Below are 15,747 nucleotides of genomic sequence, written 5' to 3'. Positions count from 1 at the left end.
ACTAAAAAAGAAGAAAAAGCTAAAGCTGAAAATACCAACAGAAAACTTAAAATGCTAATTCTGGGAGGCACCAGCTTTTTAGGTCCACATCAGATTGCCTATGCCATTGGCAGGGGGCATGCAATTACCACATTCACAAGGGGAAAAACCAAACCTACCATATATCAAAACCTCTTTGAGCAAGTTGAATCGTTAATTGGAGATAGAAACGATGACTTGACCGCATTGCACAACCGTAAATGGGACGCTGTAATCGACAATTCGGGCCACAATGCGGAATGGACAAAAAAATCAGCAGCACTTTTAAAAGAAAACTGTGAGCTATATCTCTACACCTCTTCGACCGGTGTGTACTACCCCTATCTTGACGATGATTATAAAGAAGATGCAGAAGTATTGCTTTCTGTACCTGAAGGTATTGATGAAGAACAACGATTAGAATATGGCTATGGGGTGATGAAAGCAAATTCTGAGAAGGAAGCCAAGAACCAATTTGGCCTGGACAGAACCATTGTCGTAAGGCCCACCTACATGATTGGGCCTTCCGATAGGACCAATCGATCCATACATTGGCCAGTAAAATTGAGTAAAGGTGGAGAAGTAATGATACCTGGAAAATCAGATGATAGGATTCAATATCTTGATGTAAGGGATGCTGCTGAATGGATGATTCGTTTGATAGAGGATAAAAAAATTGGAACATTTAATGCAGTGGGGCCCAGAGAGGCGCAGAATATGTACGAATTTGTTGAAGAGGCGAAAAAAACCTTTGATGTTGATACTTCTTTCGTAAAGATTGACGATTATGATTTTCTAAAAGAGAACAATGTGCATTATATCGTTCCGTGGATTATGCCAGTTGGAAACAACAGAGGGTCAGCAAAAATCAGCAATACAAAGGCAAAGAGAAATGGTCTGACATTTAGACCGTTGACCGAATCAGTGAAAGCCACCTATGATTGGTGGTATTCCGATGCCGTGACTTCAGAACGAAGAGAAAAGTTTGAAACCGACCCAAAATCAACTTTGAATAGGGAAAAATCAATTATAGAGAAATGGAAGGCATTGTGATAACTAAAGTATTACCGATCATAGGTCCATTGTACATAGCAATTGCCTAATACTTCCGCCATTTCCCAGTCAAATCGAAGACATGCTGTAAAATCTGTTTTTCGGTATCGTCAAATGTAACGCCCCTTCTGGCCATCATCACCTCAGCCGTCTCAAAGGCTTTGGCTGGCATATAGGCTTTAAATCCCGAAGCCCCACCCCAACTAAAACTGGGGATGAAATTTCTGGGGAAACCTGGCGTATAAATATTGACGTTCACCCCTACCACAGTGCCCGTGTTAAACATGGTATTGATGGCACTTTTGCTGTGATCACCCATCATAAGGCCGCAAAATTGCAATCCCGTTTGGTCAAAAGCCTCGGTGGCGTAGTTCCATATACGCACTTTGGCATAATTGTTCTTAAGGTTCGAGTTATTGCTGTCGGCCCCGATATTGCACCACTCCCCCAACACCGAATTGCCCAAATAGCCTTCATGGCCCTTGCTTGAATAGCCAAAGATGACCGAATTGTTGATTTCTCCGCATACTTTTCCTTGCGGCCCTACCGTAGTCGGGCCGTAGATTTTGGCCCCCATTTTCACGATGGCCTTTTCACAGAGCGCAAAACCGCCGCGTATGAGGCTACCTTCCCAGATTTGGGAATCCTCGGCCAAGTAAATTGGACCTTGCGTGGCATTCAAGATGCTGTATTCAACTTGTGCCCCTTCTTCGGCAAAGATATTTTCAGGGTGTATCAACTGGTTGGTGCCAGACAATTCTGCGCTTTTTCTGCCTTTGGTAATCAAATCAAAATCCGCTTGCAGTGCCTTGCCGTTCTTACTGAAAATGTCCCACGTGTTCTTCACCGAAAACACCTCAGCACGAAATGGAACTTGCTTGTAATCCTTTACATCAAAACTGTCTTTTGGGTCACCGGTCGAATAGGCCAAGACTTCCTCGTTCAGAACAAGGGCTTCCCCTGATTTCAAACTTTTGATGGCTTCTACCAAGGTCGAATCGGGTAAAAATGAGCCTATGATGACAACATTCTCAGCTTCGACCTGAATGGGAAACTTTTCCTGCAGGTATTCCTCCGTCAAAAAACTGCACGGAGCACCCAACCATTTCTCCCATTTTTTGCTGATGGTGAGAATACCAATACGTATTTCGGCCACGGGGCGGGTAAACGTAAACGGAAGCAATGCTTTTCGGTGCAGCCCATCGGCAAGAATGTAGTTCATGATTTCTATTTACCAAACAAAAATAGGAAAACTTAAATCCCCTGTTAAACGAAAGCGGAAACAACTCCCCTCCTTCGGAAGTCCCGATAGCTATCGCAATGGGGGAGGCCAAAAAAAAACGCCCTCGAGAAATCTCGAAGGCGTCTGTATCATTGTGAAAAAATTCGTTATTCTGCCTCTTCTTCCTTCTTGGCGGGCTTTTCGAATTTCTTGTATTTGTTCTTGAACTTGTCAATTCGCCCTGCGGTATCAATCAATTTGGTCTTACCTGTATAGAAAGGATGTGACGTTCTTGAAATTTCCAACTTTATCAAAGGATATTCTTCGCCATCAACGGTGATGGTCTCTTTAGACTCAGCGGTTGACTTGGTGATAAAAACATCGTCATTTGACATGTCTTTGAACGCTACCAATCTATAGTTTTCAGGATGTATGTCTTTTCTCATCGCTATGTAATTGTATCTCGAAAATTTCGGAGTGCAAATGTAGCCATTTTTTGGCTTTTGACAACCCTAAAATTCAAAAATCAAAAAATCGTACATTTAGATGTAACATTTTTCACAACTATTTAACTAATCAACAAACAACTAAATCATTTACAAAATGGAAGAAAACACTTCTAACGTGGGAGAAAATCCGCCTAAAACTGGAAAATTTGCATTGAATTACGGGCTTATATTAGGAGCGCTATTTGTCGTGTTCGGCATCATGTTGTTTCTACAAGATGCGCATACCTCTAGAAGTTCGGTAAACCAAATCATCAGCATTGTTTTGATGATAGGGGTTATCTTTTGGGGAGTTTTTAATTTTAGAAAGGCCAACGGAGGTTATCTCAAGCTGGGCGAAGCATTAAAAATCGGTACTGGAATTGCTTTGATTTCAGCAATAATCTATATCATCTACATGTTGGTTCTTGTCAATGTTCTCGATACTGAATTTCCCGTAAAAGTTGCTGAATTGCAAAAGGCAGCCGCTGAAGAAGCTGGTGTTGCATCTACTGAACAAATACAGCAGCAATACGACGGCACAATCAATTATTTCTGGATAACCTATCCATTTATCTTGATTTTTAACATTATTCTCGGTTTGGTAATCGGCCTTATTGCTGGCTTGATTTTCAAAAAAGCCAAACCCGCCTATTAAAAACAAAACACTACTTTTGGGGGCACGTTACGGTCGAAACGCATGCAGTTATCCATTGTAATTCCCTTACTGAACGAACAAGAATCGCTCAACGAACTTCATGATTGGATTGCACAAGTGATGCAATCCAATCATTTTTCTTATGAAATCATCTTTATCGATGATGGCAGTACCGATGGTTCTTGGGAAACCATTGAATCCCTATCCGATGCGAATGCCAATATCAAGGGCATCCGGTTTTTTAAGAACTATGGTAAATCACAGGCCTTACATGCAGGGTTCAAAGAAGCCGGAGGCGATGTGGTCATCACCATGGATGCCGATTTACAAGACAATCCCGAAGAAATACCCGAGCTCTACCATTTGATTACGAAAGAAAGATTTGATTTGATTTCTGGATGGAAGAAAAAACGCTATGATTCGGTCATGACCAAAAATGTGCCCTCAAAACTGTTCAATTGGGCAGCCCGACGCACTTCTGGGGTAAAATTGCACGATTTCAACTGTGGCCTGAAGGCCTTTAGAAGCGATGTGGTCAAAAATATCGAGGTGGCGGGCGATATGCACCGCTATATTCCCGTTCTTGCAAAGAATGCGGGATTTTCAAAAATCGGGGAAAAAGTGGTACAACATCAAGCAAGAAAATACGGTAAGACCAAATTCGGGGCAGAGCGCTTTATCAATGGCTTTTTGGATTTGGTGACCATTTGGTTCGTCTCTAAATTCGGCAAGTCGCCCATGCATCTTTTTGGAGCCCTTGGGGTGTTGATGTTCATCGTTGGTTTGGGATTCTCCATCTATCTGGGCATCGACAAACTTTTTGTGAATCCCACGGGGCGGTTGATCACGGCTAGACCGCAGTTCTATTTGGCGCTCACTGCAATGATTATTGGCACCCAGTTCTTTTTAGCGGGATTCTTGGGTGAAATCCTAGTGCGCTCACGCAGAAGCGGGGCCAATTATTCCATAAAAGAAAAGGTGAACATTCCATAAGGCAAAAGCCATCGAATCTTCTTATTTTAGTAAATAAACTCTATTTGAATTGAACACTATGGATTCCGTTTTAGATACCGCCAAAACCTGGCTCAACGATTTTTTTGAGCCCGAAGTAAAGAAAGAGGTCCAACATCTTATTGACAATGACCAAGAAGAGCTGAAAGAGCGCTTCTACAAGAATATGGAGTTCGGTACCGGGGGCATGCGCGGTATCATGGGCGTGGGCACCAACCGCATCAACAAATATACCTTGGGCAAGAGTACCCAAGGTTTGGCAAACTATCTGAACAAAACGTATCAAAACGAAACACCAAAAGTGGTAATTGCCTACGATTGCCGACACAACAGCGACACCCTTTCACAGACCGTTGCCGAGGTGCTTTCTGCCAACAACCTCAAGGTCTATCGATTTTCAGCGCTGCGCACGACCCCTGAACTATCCTTCGCAGTACGTCATTTGGGCTGTCATGCGGGCATCGTTTTGACCGCATCGCACAACCCACCTGAGTACAACGGCTATAAAGTGTACTGGGGTGATGGCGGACAGATTGTACCGCCACAGGATGGGGAAATCATCGCCGAAATCGATGCGTTGAATTATGAGGATGTCAATTTCAAGGCAAAACCCGAACTCATTGAAGCCATCGATACCGAAGTGGATGAAGCCTTTTTTGAGGCTTCCGTCAAAAACGGAAGTTTTAATGCGGATGGAAAAGATGATTTCAAGATTGTGTTCACCTCCATCCATGGTACCTCCATTACAGCCATTCCAGAAGTATTGAAACGGGCGGGCTACAAAAACGTTACCGTCATTGAAGAGCAGGCAGAACCTGATGGAAATTTTCCAACGGTAAAATCGCCCAATCCCGAAGAGCCAGAAGCATTGGCCATGGCCATTGCAAAAGCAGAGGAAATCGGTGCTGATATGGTGGTGGGCACGGATCCCGACAGTGACCGCTTGGGCATTGCCGTCCGTAATCTAGAGGGAAAAATAGAACTGCTCAACGGCAACCAGACCATGGTACTGATGACCAAGTTTTTACTGGACCAATACCAGAAAAAAGGTTTTAAGGGCAATGAATTTATCGCCACTACCATTGTTTCGACCCCGATGGTCGAGCAATTGGCAAAAAGTTATAGGGTAGGCTTTAAAACCGCCCTGACTGGTTTCAAGTGGATTGGCAAAATGATCAAGGATTTTCCCAACGAACAATTCGTGGGCGGTGGTGAAGAGAGCTTTGGCTATATGGTGGGTGACTTTGTGCGCGATAAAGATGCGGTCACCGCTACCCTATTGGCCTGTGAGGTTGCCAGTCAGGCCAAGGCCGGTGGCAGCTCGTTCTACAAAGAACTCATTGATTGTTACGTGAAATTCGGATTCTACAAAGAACATTTGATATCGTTGACCAAAAAGGGCATCAGCGGTGCCGAAGAAATCAAGCAAATGCTGAAAGAATTCAAGGAAAATCCTGTGGAATCGGTTCAAGGTTCAAAAGTCATCTGGATTGAGGATTATAATACTTCCATCGCTAAAAATGTGGTCACAGGCGAAGAAAAACATATTGATCTGCCCAAATCAAATGTGCTCGTCTATGAAACCGAAGATGGTACGCGAATCGCTGCCAGGCCCAGTGGTACCGAGCCTAAAGTGAAGTTTTACATGACCACGAACATGAAATTGAACGACCCCAAGGATTTTAAATCCGTAAATTCGCAGTTGGATGCCAAAATCAAGGGCATCATCGCCGAATTGAACTTGGGATAAACTACCTTAGCCAAACCCTCAAGGTGATATAAGGGAAACAAACCTTAGTTTTCGAAACAAGCGTTTAAGAATTATAAATCTCGATTATCGAGTAATGGAATACTTTAAAAAAATCCTACGGTTTGCGGGGCCTTACCGCAAATACGGATTTCTGAATATATTTTTCAACATTCTTTATGCGCTTTTCAGCGCACTTTCTTTTGCGGCTTTGATGCCGATGCTGAACGTGTTGTTCGGCAAAACGGAAAAGTTGGCAGAGCCTCCCGTCTATCAAGGCATTGGTGGTCTCAAAGACTATTTCACGGATTACATGAACTACCAAATCACCCAGTATTCGGGCGACAATCCCATGAACGGTCTCGTGATTGCCGTGGTTTTGGTGCTGGTCTTGTTCTTCATGAAAAACCTCTTCAATTACTTGGCGATGTACTTCATTACCTTCTTGCGCAATGGGGTACTAAAAGACATTCGCAATAAGATGTATCGCAAGATCGTTGATCTTCCTGTATCCTACTTTACGGAAAAGCGAAAAGGCGATGTCATCGCCCGCATCACATCGGATGTTCTGGAAATACAGCATTCTTTTCTTTCGATATTGGAATTGATCGTGCGCGAACCCCTGACCATTCTCTTCACCATTATCGTCATGTTCTTGATCAGTGTGAAATTGACGCTGTTCGTGTTCATTTTTATCCCCATTGCGGGAATCATCATTTCCCGTATTGGCAAATCCCTAAAAAAGAAATCGGATAAGGTACAAAAAGAACAGGGCGAATTTTTATCCATCGTCGAAGAAACATTGGGAGGTCTTAGGGTCATCAAAGCGTTCAATTCTGAGTCGCGATTCTATAAAACCTTTAAAGCATCCACGGAACGGTTTTTTAGGTTTTCGAACAGCTTGTTGAACCGCCAGAATTTGGCTTCACCTACGGGGGAGTTCCTGGGCATTCTGGTCATTGGAGTGTTACTTTGGTTCGGGGGGCGTATGGTATTGATTGACAAAACGTTGGATGCCGCTGCTTTCATCACTTATATGGGTCTGGCTTACAATATTTTAACTCCGGCAAAAGCCATCAGCAAAGCTTCCTACGGTGTACGTAAAGGAAATGCGGCAGCCGAACGGGTTTTGGAAATTTTAGAAAGTGAAAACCCGATTCAAGATGCTCCAGACGCAAAGACTATTTCCAACTTTGAAAAAGAATTGACACTCAAGAGTGTCTCTTTCAAATATGAGGATGACTATGTGCTCAAAGATTTTGACTTGACCGTAAAAAAGGGCCATACGGTGGCACTTGTAGGGCAATCGGGCAGTGGTAAAAGTACCATTGCCAATCTGGTGACCCGTTTTTATGATGTGAACGAGGGCGAAATTTTGATTGATGGCACCAATATCAAAGACATTTCAAAAAAATCATTGCGAAGTCTTATGGGCTTGGTCACCCAAGATTCCATTTTGTTCAATGATACGGTACGCAACAATATTTCTTTAGGAAGGGAGAATGCCACAGAAGATGAAATCATCAAAGCTGCCAAAATCGCCAATGCCCACGATTTCATTATGGAACTACCAAATGGGTACAACACCAACATCGGTGACAGTGGCAACAAACTGAGCGGAGGACAAAAACAACGGCTCTCCATTGCCCGCGCGGTATTGAAGAATCCGCCCATCATGATATTGGATGAAGCCACTTCTGCACTTGATACCGAAAGCGAACGATTGGTACAGGATGCCTTGGAAAAAATGATGCAAAACCGCACCTCGTTGGTCATAGCACATCGGCTGTCGACCATCCAAAATGCAGACGCTATCGTGGTACTCAAGAAGGGCGAAATCATCGAGCAGGGCACCCATGACGAGCTCATGAAATCCAAAAAGGGTTATAAGAAGTTGGTAGAGATGCAGAATTTGGGCTAGTTTTCAATATTCTTCAAAAACACCCCTAAAGTCCCCTCAAGGGGACAATTATTATTGGTTTAAATCAGCATCTTGCATCCAATACCGAGCATCCAATATCCATCAAACTAAACCATTCCCTATTTTTATAGTCCAACACCAAAACAGTCCCTTTGATTGCTGAGGAAACCTTAGTGGCCGAACTCAAAAATCCGGATAGTCGTTCAAGAGCCTTCGAAACATTGGTCAACACCTATAAAGAGAGGCTGTACTGGCATATCCGTAGGATTGTGATGAACCATGATGATGCCGATGATGTGTTGCAGAACACCTTCATCAAAGTGTATAAAAATATCGAGGGATTCAAAGCTGAGAGCAAGCTTTATTCATGGATGTACCGTATCGCCACCAACGAATCACTGACCTTTTTGAAGCAACGGTCAAGCAAAATGGGGGTCTCGAGTGAAGAATTACAGCAATCTTTGGTAGACAATTTGCAGTCGGATGTATATTTTGAAGGGGATGAAATACAATTGAAATTGCAAAAAGCGTTGGCTACCTTGCCCGAAAAGCAGAAATTGGTGTTCAACATGAAGTATTTTCAAGAGATGAAATATGAAGAGATTTCCGAAGTGCTGGAAACCTCGGTGGGCGGACTCAAGGCTTCCTACCATTTAGCAGTGAAAAAAATAGAAGCGTATCTTACGGAAGATTAAACCTTTCTTTAAGATGATAGTCAAAAAAGTGCAATGAAGGAGAAACCAAAACATACATTCAAGGCCCCTGAGGGATATTTTGAATCGTTCAACGAGCGATTGAAGCAACGTTTGGATGATGAAATTGAAACCGAAAGCCATATCATTCCCAAAACCGATGGTTTCGCTGTACCCGAGGGCTATTTTGATTTGTTGAAGGCTGAGACTTTCAAGGGTGGGGATAATTCAGGCGCAAAAGTCGTCTCCCTAAAATCCTACAGAACATTTTATTATGCCGCTGCCGCTATCGCTGCGATATTTGTGTTGGTCTTTGAGTGGAACAACAATCAACAAGTTGTGGAATTCGATGATTTGGCCAACGCAGAAATCACTGCCTATTTTGAGAGTGAAGATTTTGAACTGAGCTCGTATGAGATTGCCGAAGTATTGCCTGTGGAAAACCTTTCGTTCAATGACATTACAGAAACACCATTGGAGGAGGATACCGTTTTGGAGTATTTGGAGGAAACCGTAGAAGACCTTGAAGAATTAAATTTGGAGTATGATGAATTGGATGAATAACATACTGTTCATTTGTATTTTGCTTATGGGCTTTCAACTCAAGGCCCAGAGCGGCCCAGTTCGGGATCGGGTAAAAACATTGAAGGTCGCGTTTATCACCGAACGACTGTCATTGACCAGCAAGGAGGCGCAGGCCTTCTGGCCTGTATACAACGAGCACGAAGAAAAACTGGAAGCCATTCGAAAACGGGAACGGACAGAACTGCGCGGACGTGCTGCACAAGTATCGGAAATTTCAGAGTCAGAGGCTTCTAAGCTGTTGTCACAGTATGTATCCTTACAGCAAGAAAAAAGCCAAGCGGGGCAAGAATTGGTCGAAAATCTCAGAGAAGTCATATCCGCAAAAAAAATCATCATGCTCTTCAAGGCCGAAGAAGATTTTAAGAAAAGACTGTTGCAGCAGTACCGAAAACGAAAGGGAGGAGGATAAAATATCCAGAAATCGACAAAATACACTGAAAAGGGGCCAAACGGCCCCTTTTTTCATTAAACCTTTTTCTGCGGTCAAGGTCAAAGAAATAGAAACCCAAATAAATCAATTGTTATGAAACGAATTAAACTTATGCTTTTGACCCTGATACTGATGGTAGGTATATCAAGCTGTAATGCACAGCGAACCGTCGTTCGTGTGTATCCAAAACACGGTACGGTAGTTACGACCCTTTCAAAACCAAGGGTCATCGTACACAAAAGAACCAATTTTTACTTTACAAACGGAGTATGGTACAAAGCGCGAGGTAGAAAGTATGTGGTATGTGCCGCACCAGTGGGCATCAAAGTACGAAACCTGCCCAGAGGCAATAAGATTGTACATGTCAATGGAAGAAAACTGTACAAGCACAAGGGTGTCTGGTATAAAAAATCAGGAAGACATTATGTTGTCGTAAACGTATAGTCTTTAGGTTTGGTTGGTTGTTAGTTGAAAAGGGCGGTCTGGTCACTGAGCTTGTCGAAGTGTGGACCGCTCTTTTTATGCTCCCCTCCTTTGGAGGGGTGTTCCGTCTGCCTAAGGCAGACTGAAACGGGGTGGGTATTGCAAAAGCAGTTCCAAAAAAGACAGATTCTTTCACTCCGTTCGGAATGTCAACCTCGAAATCCGATTTTTGCCCGCAGCATAGGCTACGGAATCATTTAAAAATCGTAAAGTGTAAAACCCTTCTTCGCTCAATTCCTTCCAAGAATCACCCATATCCGAACTATAAGAAATTCCCGTAAATCCGACTGCGACGATATCCTCCCCACCGGAATTGGGAATAAACTGTACACAGCTTTTATAGCCAGGTCGGTTACCATCCGCGAGTATCTTCCATGTTTGGCCTCCATCGCTTGTAATTGCCTTGTTGTTTCGTGGGTCTTCGGGTTTGGTATAATCCCCACCAAAAGCAATTCCAAGTTCAGAATCGTAAAAATCGATGGAATAAATGCCCTGGGTGGGCTGTTTGTTTACAATTGGGGCTTCATAAACCTGCCATGTATTTCCCATGTCAGGGGAATAAAAAATACGGCTTTCGGTAGTAGCAATCCAGATGTGGTCACCTACGATTTCAATATTGGTGTTGCTGGCTGCAAAAGCACCTTCCCCAGCTTTGGCAACAGGCAATTTATCACAAGAAAGTTTCTTCCAAGATTGTCCACCGTTGCGAGTAATAATAACGGATAGACATCCATCCATAGTATCCCCAACGGCAATTCCTTCCCTATCGTTCCAAAATTTCATGCTGTCATAGAATACCCCCTCACCTTCCTCTTTGTAGACCAAATCCATTCGGCCATTGTCCCCAGTTTTATAGAGCAACGCTGGATTTCCTGCAGAAAGCATAAAAAAGTCTGTTGCCGTATGGGACACGGCACGAAATTCAGGGATGGAAGTATGGTATTTCATTTGGCTGGTGCGCACCGTGCCCGAATTCACGGCAACGGTGCCATAGACACCATTGCTGCCCGCGAGGGCCAAGGTATTTGCATCCAGAAACGCAATGGCCCGAATGCTGACCGAGTCTTCAAAAACCGTTTGAATTGCTACGGAGGTGTATTTGTGAGAAGACTCTTTTTCAGTACAGCTGAAAATCAGCGTAGCGAATATCAGTATAGCAACGATTTTTTTCATTTAAAGGATTTTTTCAAAGATAATAACCCGAACATTCCCTTGTAACAAAGAAAAATCTTGTCTTTAATGCCCTATTTTTTACTTCTAGAAAAAAATCAGTCTAGATTTTGACTGTATCCGACGAACCCAACTGTTTGGGTGAGAGGAATACATTCTTCATCAATGGAAAAAGTATCAAAACAAAAGAACACCCCTGCCAAAATCAAAGATTTAGGCTGTCCCCTCAAGGGGACAATAAAAACGTACTACCTTTGCACCCTCAATTTTCAGTATGCGCCTTCACAGAAACCTCGTTTTTGCCGTTATCGATGCCCTCAATATGATTTTCAATGACGGGGAGTATGCCGACAAGGTGATTGAAAAAGTGCTTCGGTACGACAAACGCTGGGGTGCCCGTGACCGGGGCTTCATTGCCGAGACCACCTATGATATCGTCCGTTGGAAAAGACTCTATGCCGAGATTGCCGAGGTGAACGAGCCCTACTCTAGACAAAATCTGTTCCGGCTGTTTGCGGTCTGGGCCACCCTGAAGGGGATTGCCCTACCCGATTGGAAACAATTGGAAGATACTCCCACCCGTCGCATCAAAGGGCGGTTTGATGAACTTTCAAAAATCAGGAAGTTTCGGGAATCCATTCCCGATTGGATGGATGAAATCGGGGAAAAAGCCTTGGGTGACAAACTTTGGACCAAAGAAATTGCCGCCCTGAACCGGCAAGCCGAAGTGGTCTTACGGATGAATACGCTAAAAACCAGTAAAGCGGAACTCAGAAAAAAACTGGCCGAAGAAGACATCGATGCAGTTGCACTTTCGAGCTACCCTGGTGCGCTGAAACTGATCGAACGTAAAAACGTATTCGTTACCGAAGCCTTTAAAAACGGACTTTTTGAAGTGCAGGATGCCTCCTCACAACTGGTGGCTCCATTTTTAGAGGTCGAACCCGGGCAACGGGTCGTCGATGCCTGTGCCGGGGCAGGCGGAAAAACACTGCATTTGGCTTCGTTGATGCAAAACAAAGGGCAATTGATTGCGATGGACATCTACGAAAGCAAGCTCAAAAAACTGAAAATCCGTGCACGGCGTAATGGGGTGCACAACATGGAAACCCGCATCATTGAATCCGCAAAAGCCATCAAAAAACTGCATGGCAAAGCCGACCGAGTCTTGTTAGATGCGCCATGTTCCGGGCTTGGGGTACTGCGGCGCAATCCTGATAGCAAATGGAAGCTTCAGCCCGAATTTATAGAGCGCATCAAAGGCGTACAACGCGACATCCTCAGGGATTATTCCAAAATGGTGAAACCTGGCGGTAAATTGGTGTATGCGACCTGCTCCATCCTTCCCGAAGAGAACAGCGAACAGGTGCAACACTTTTTATCCTCCGAAGCGGGCCAAGACTTCAAATTGGTCAAAGAACAAAATATCTATGCGTCGGAACACGGTTTTGACGGATTTTACATGGCGTTGCTAGAGAAAAACTAATAACCTGCCCTTACAAGACATTAATAGCCAAAATGTTATAATAATTATAAAGTCTGCTGTGATTCGTTCAGCAGTTTATGGTTCGTTACTTTTGCAAAAATGAAGGGAAAAATCCACAAAAAACGCAATTTTCGGGTGTATAGCTTCTTCTATGCCATCTTTCGCAACCAGTCGGGCAAGTACATTCCACCGACCGCTTGATTTCAACCCCAAAAATTCTGATTTATTAGGATGTGGAATCGCACATCCGTAACCATCCCACCTTCAAAAAAATTCCCTTTAAAAGGAATGATTCTAAAAACATACGACGCTTTCACACGACTGTCGACCATGGAAGCCATGCGCTTGACGGATTTTCTGTACGACCACCTGGACGGGTATGCCGCATCCAGGAAATCCGTTCTTAGGGCCATCCAATACTCAACCAAAGAAATACCAGGGCTGGGTGGCTATGTATTTGTTGCCGAGAAAAACGATGAATTAATCGGGGCGGTCATAATCAACAAGACTGGCATGGGCGATTACATTACCGAAAACCATTTGGTGTTCATAGCCGTGCACAGGTCACACCGCAACCAAGGGGTGGGCAAGAAATTGATGCGCTATGCCCTTGCATACTGCAAAGGCACCATCGCACTACACAGCAAACCGATGGACAAGGCCATGGCTTTGTTTAAATCGCTTGGCTTTTATGCCGAATATGTTGAAATGAGATTACAAAACTAAAAAAGAAAAAATGTTGAAAATACAGGTGAAACCAGACGAAAAAATAGAACGTGCCCTTAAGCGATACAAAAGAAAGCGAAAGCGCACACAGGTGATGGATAAGATCAAAGACAACCAGTATTTTGAAAAAAACTCCGTTACTAAACGCAAAGAACTTGAAAAAGCAAAATATAAACAGCAATACCTAAACGAACAGCGAGACGATTGATGTATTGCCACTGACAAACATTTAAAATACGCCTTATCAGCACATGAAAATATTTAGCATAAAAAGAAAAACAGAACAAAAGAACAATTATCACCAAAAAATGGGAGAAATCGTTACTCACACTACAAGAATCAAAAATGCCTATTGGGGGTTCCACTGCGAACACTGCACGAACGAACCAGAAAATTCCATGGTGATCTGACCAAATGCAATGAGTCGAACCTGTTCATATAAAAACAAACACCATAAATAAAAATCAATGAGAGTATTGGTAATCGGTGCCGGTAACATGGGCCTTACGTATGCCGAGGGCATGACAAAATCAAAGTTGCTAAAAAAACGCAATATCATGGTCTTGGACAAAAGCCAGAAAAAGCTGGAAGAGGTCGATAAAATGACTTTCTTCGACACTTTCGACAGGCTCGAAGACTGCGTACCCAAAGCCGAAATGATCATGATAGCAGTAAAACCCTATCATGCTGAAGAACTTTTTGAACGCATCAAACCGTTGGTGAACAATGAGCAATTGATCATTTCCATTATGGCGGGTGTGACCATCAACTACATGCAAAAAGCCCTTGGAATCGATAAAATTGTACGCGCCATGCCCAATTTACCGGCCAAGGTCGGTATGGGCCTGACCAGTTATGTGTCATCGCCTGAGGTCTCGCGATTGGAACTTTTTTTGGTTGAAGATTTGCTCAACACCACTGGAAAATCACTGCGCGTGCAGAACGAAAAATTCATTGATGCTTCCACAGGCATATCGGGCAGTGGGCCTGCCTATGTATTTTATTTTATGAAAAGTATGATGGATGCCGCCCTGCAGATGGGCTTTTCTGAAAATGTATCGAAAGTATTGGTCAGCCAGACCTTCACAGGTGCGGTTGAGCTCTTCAACAAATCGACACTGTCACCAGATTCATGGATGGAACGTGTCGCATCGAAAGGAGGAACCACAAGAGCCGCGCTCGATTCCATGCACGACAATAAAGTGAACGAATTGATAAAAGAGGCTGCCTTTGCAGCATTTAACCGCGCCGTTGAACTCGGCGAAGAATATTAGAGAGATTATGTACAAAGAACTAGTCGTCATCAAGGTGGGCACCAATGTGATGACCAATAAAGACAACCGAATCGTACGGCCCGTTCTGAACAATTTGGTACAGCAGATAGCTGCTTTGTACGAACGTGATATCATGACCATTTTGGTCTCTTCAGGTTCGGTCATTGCGGGCAAAGAGGTATTGGGCAAGGCAAAGATTGAGAACAAGACACAGCGCAGGCAGGTATATTCTGCCATTGGGCAGCCTCGAATGATGCGCCTCTACTACAATATTTTTAGGGATTACGGAATGAAGTGTGCGCAGGTGCTTCCCACAAAACGGGATTTCAATCCGGGGGTACACCGCGACAATATGATCAATTGCATCGAAGGATTGCTCTCAGAAGGGGTCATTCCCATTGCCAATGAAGACGATGCCGTATCGGTGACCATGTCTATGTTTTCCGACAACGATGAACTGGCGACATTGATCGCACAGTTGATGAAAGCGGATAAATTTATTCTGCTGACGGATATTGACGGACTCTATGACGGGCATCCTGAAAAGAAAGAATCCCAAGTCATTAAAAAAGTGGAACCCAAGGAAAACCTTGACAAATACATCGAAAATGACGATAAAAATGAAGGCGAGGGCCGTGGCGGCATGGGTTCAAAATTGGGCTATGCACAGATGGCGGCGGCAGCGGATATTCCCTCGTACATCGTGAACGGAAAAAAAGAAAATGTCATCCTCGATATCGTGGACGGAAAAAAAGTGGGCACCGAAGTGGCCCTATAAATTAAAAA

At 43.7% G+C, this 15,747-nt stretch carries 17 protein-coding genes; 14 read left to right on the top strand and 3 right to left on the bottom strand.

The window, feature by feature from the left end:
• Positions 1-51 precede the first annotated feature (51 nt).
• On the top strand, positions 52-1,071 hold the full coding sequence (locus AAAH86_RS02850; protein ID WP_343485989.1) for an NAD-dependent epimerase/dehydratase family protein: 1,020 nt from the start codon (positions 52-54) through the stop codon (positions 1,069-1,071).
• A 46-nt stretch (positions 1,072-1,117) separates the two neighbouring features.
• On the opposite strand, the gene AAAH86_RS02845 is transcribed toward AAAH86_RS02850, so the two are convergent.
• Together AAAH86_RS02845 and AAAH86_RS02840 are read right to left on the bottom strand one after the other, a co-directional pair.
• Entirely contained in the window at positions 1,118-2,293 is a 1,176-nt protein-coding gene (locus AAAH86_RS02845) for a GlmU family protein (protein ID WP_343485988.1), read from the bottom strand.
• A gap of 167 nt (positions 2,294-2,460) precedes the next feature.
• Positions 2,461-2,739, bottom strand: coding sequence for a type B 50S ribosomal protein L31 (locus tag AAAH86_RS02840; RefSeq protein WP_343485987.1), 279 nt, complete (start codon positions 2,737-2,739; stop codon positions 2,461-2,463).
• A gap of 157 nt (positions 2,740-2,896) precedes the next feature.
• Here AAAH86_RS02840 and AAAH86_RS02835 point away from each other — a divergent pair, with 157 nt between their 5' ends.
• The 8 genes from AAAH86_RS02835 (at position 2,897) to AAAH86_RS02800 (ending at position 10,266) form a co-directional block, all read left to right on the top strand.
• The gene (locus tag AAAH86_RS02835; RefSeq protein WP_343485986.1) at positions 2,897-3,436 is read left to right on the top strand and encodes a DUF4199 domain-containing protein; all 540 of its coding nucleotides are present in this window, start codon (positions 2,897-2,899) and stop codon (positions 3,434-3,436) included.
• Positions 3,437-3,478: 42 nt separating this feature from the next.
• The gene (locus AAAH86_RS02830) at positions 3,479-4,429 is read left to right on the top strand and encodes a glycosyltransferase family 2 protein (RefSeq protein WP_343485985.1); all 951 of its coding nucleotides are present in this window, start codon (positions 3,479-3,481) and stop codon (positions 4,427-4,429) included.
• A 58-nt stretch (positions 4,430-4,487) separates the two neighbouring features.
• Positions 4,488-6,197 (top strand): phospho-sugar mutase, encoded by a 1,710-nt coding sequence (locus AAAH86_RS02825; RefSeq protein ID WP_343485984.1) that lies wholly within the window; start codon positions 4,488-4,490, stop codon positions 6,195-6,197.
• Between the two features lie 94 nt (positions 6,198-6,291).
• On the top strand, positions 6,292-8,115 hold the full coding sequence (locus AAAH86_RS02820) for an ABC transporter ATP-binding protein (protein ID WP_343485983.1): 1,824 nt from the start codon (positions 6,292-6,294) through the stop codon (positions 8,113-8,115).
• Between the two features lie 152 nt (positions 8,116-8,267).
• Entirely contained in the window at positions 8,268-8,810 is a 543-nt protein-coding gene (locus AAAH86_RS02815) for an RNA polymerase sigma factor (RefSeq protein WP_343485982.1), read from the top strand.
• Between the two features lie 33 nt (positions 8,811-8,843).
• A complete protein-coding gene (locus AAAH86_RS02810) occupies positions 8,844-9,371 on the top strand; it encodes a hypothetical protein (protein ID WP_343485981.1) in 528 nt (175 codons plus the stop codon).
• Complete coding sequence (locus AAAH86_RS02805; protein WP_343485980.1) at positions 9,352-9,801, top strand: hypothetical protein; 450 nt, start codon at positions 9,352-9,354, stop codon at positions 9,799-9,801. The genes AAAH86_RS02810 and AAAH86_RS02805 overlap by 20 nt, the downstream gene beginning before the upstream one ends.
• A 114-nt stretch (positions 9,802-9,915) precedes the next feature.
• The gene (locus AAAH86_RS02800; protein WP_343485979.1) at positions 9,916-10,266 is read left to right on the top strand and encodes a DUF6515 family protein; all 351 of its coding nucleotides are present in this window, start codon (positions 9,916-9,918) and stop codon (positions 10,264-10,266) included.
• A gap of 171 nt (positions 10,267-10,437) precedes the next feature.
• Here the strand turns inward: AAAH86_RS02800 and AAAH86_RS02795 are convergent, their stop codons facing one another.
• Positions 10,438-11,478 carry an oxidoreductase gene (locus AAAH86_RS02795; RefSeq protein WP_343485978.1) on the bottom strand — a complete coding sequence of 347 codons (1,041 nt, stop codon included), beginning with the start codon at positions 11,476-11,478 and terminating at the stop codon, positions 10,438-10,440.
• A gap of 271 nt (positions 11,479-11,749) precedes the next feature.
• On the opposite strand from AAAH86_RS02795, the gene AAAH86_RS02790 reads away from it, so the two are divergent.
• The 5 genes from AAAH86_RS02790 to proB all read left to right on the top strand — a co-directional run bounded on the left by AAAH86_RS02790 (position 11,750) and on the right by proB (position 15,739).
• Positions 11,750-12,961 carry an RsmB/NOP family class I SAM-dependent RNA methyltransferase gene (locus AAAH86_RS02790; RefSeq protein WP_343485977.1) on the top strand — a complete coding sequence of 404 codons (1,212 nt, stop codon included), beginning with the start codon at positions 11,750-11,752 and terminating at the stop codon, positions 12,959-12,961.
• Positions 12,962-13,249: 288 nt separating this feature from the next.
• Complete coding sequence (locus tag AAAH86_RS02785) at positions 13,250-13,687, top strand: GNAT family N-acetyltransferase (RefSeq protein WP_343485976.1); 438 nt, start codon at positions 13,250-13,252, stop codon at positions 13,685-13,687.
• 10 nt (positions 13,688-13,697) lie between these two features.
• Positions 13,698-13,895: a 30S ribosomal protein S21 gene (rpsU, locus tag AAAH86_RS02780; RefSeq protein WP_343485975.1), complete on the top strand. Its 198-nt coding sequence runs from the start codon at positions 13,698-13,700 to the stop codon at positions 13,893-13,895.
• A gap of 259 nt (positions 13,896-14,154) precedes the next feature.
• On the top strand, positions 14,155-14,961 hold the full coding sequence (gene proC, locus AAAH86_RS02775) for a pyrroline-5-carboxylate reductase (RefSeq protein ID WP_343485974.1): 807 nt from the start codon (positions 14,155-14,157) through the stop codon (positions 14,959-14,961).
• 7 nt (positions 14,962-14,968) lie between these two features.
• Positions 14,969-15,739 carry a glutamate 5-kinase gene (gene proB, locus AAAH86_RS02770; protein WP_343485973.1) on the top strand — a complete coding sequence of 257 codons (771 nt, stop codon included), beginning with the start codon at positions 14,969-14,971 and terminating at the stop codon, positions 15,737-15,739.
• Positions 15,740-15,747 lie beyond the last annotated feature (8 nt).

The organism is Allomuricauda sp. d1, assembly GCF_039592695.1.
In the GTDB taxonomy this organism is placed as follows: Bacteria; Bacteroidota; Bacteroidia; order Flavobacteriales; family Flavobacteriaceae; genus Flagellimonas_A.
Note: the sequence above shows the minus strand (reverse complement) of the source record. Positions and strands in the feature narration are given on the sequence as shown.